This window comes from Streptomyces sp. A1136 (assembly GCF_004795055.1).
In the GTDB taxonomy this organism is placed as follows: Bacteria; Actinomycetota; Actinomycetes; order Streptomycetales; family Streptomycetaceae; genus Streptomyces.
Genome location: NZ_SSBJ01000396.1, coordinates 1 through 447, shown reverse-complemented (window position 1 = coordinate 447; position 447 = coordinate 1). Strand labels below are relative to the sequence as shown.

General features: G+C 78.3%; 1 pseudogene. It reads right to left on the bottom strand.

Annotation, left to right across the window (positions count from 1 at the left end):
• Window positions 1–447 (bottom strand): annotated as a pseudogene (locus E6R62_RS39220) (bifunctional glutamine-synthetase adenylyltransferase/deadenyltransferase); the annotation flags it as partial.

Below are 447 nucleotides of genomic sequence, written 5' to 3'. Positions count from 1 at the left end.
GGCTCGTGCACGAACAGGACGTCCGCGTCGGAGCCGTAGCTCAGCTCGTGGCCGCCGAAGCGGCCCATGCCGATGACCGCGAACCGGGTGGGCAGGGTGTCGCCCCACTCGGCCCGCACGGCGGCGCGCAGCGCGCCCGCGATGGTGGCCGCGTTCAGGTCGGTGACCGCGTTGCCGACCCGGTCGACGAGCGCGCCCGGGTCCTCCTCGGCGGGGCTGTCCTCGGTCCCGTACGAGCCGATGAGGTCGCCGGCGGTGGTGCGGAACAGTTCGCGGCGGCGCACCCCGCGGGCCGCGGCGACCGCGCCCTCGGCGGTCTCGGCGCGGCCGACCGCGGCCAGCACCTCCTGTTCCAGGTGGTCCCGGCCGCGCGGGGCGAGCCCGTCCGGGTCGCCCAGGATGGCGACCGCCTCGGGCGCGCGAAGGAGCGGGTCGGGGGCGAGCCGC